The sequence below is a fragment of the Pantoea sp. UBA5923 genome, from assembly GCF_002431095.1.
Taxonomy (GTDB): Bacteria; Pseudomonadota; Gammaproteobacteria; order Enterobacterales; family Enterobacteriaceae; genus Pantoea; species Pantoea piersonii.
In genome coordinates this window covers 3,214-3,536 of sequence record NZ_DJDN01000076.1, presented here as the reverse complement: position 1 = coordinate 3,536, position 323 = coordinate 3,214, and the positions used below count along the sequence as shown (strand labels likewise).

The 323-nt window shown below is 56.7% G+C and carries 1 protein-coding gene; it reads right to left on the bottom strand.

Features of this window, described 5'->3' with window-relative positions:
• On the bottom strand, positions 1-225 hold a 225-nt coding region (locus B3797_RS17160; protein WP_311791697.1), incomplete at its 3' end, for a helix-turn-helix domain-containing protein.
• Between the last annotated feature and the right edge of the window lie 98 nt (positions 226-323).

Here is a 323-nt window from a genome sequence, read left to right as displayed (position 1 = left end):
CGGATAAAACTTGCCGAACACCACGCCGACGGTTTTATCGCGACGTGGAAACTCCAGACCCAAAAAGCGATGCAGCGCTTCCAGTTTTTGCGCGCTCGGACTTTTGATTTTGGCGTTGAGCAGCTGGCTCAGATAGCCCTTGGTCATCCCGCTGGCGTCGGCCACCTGCTGCAGGGTATGCCCCTGCTGGCGAATGGCGGTTTTCAGATAGTCGAACGACGTCATGCTGCCTCCTGCATGGATTGAAGTTGCCTGCGAGTGTACCCGCTCAGTCGTTAAAGCTCATCCAGTATCGCCAGCGCGTCCGCCAGTTTTTTCGCGCT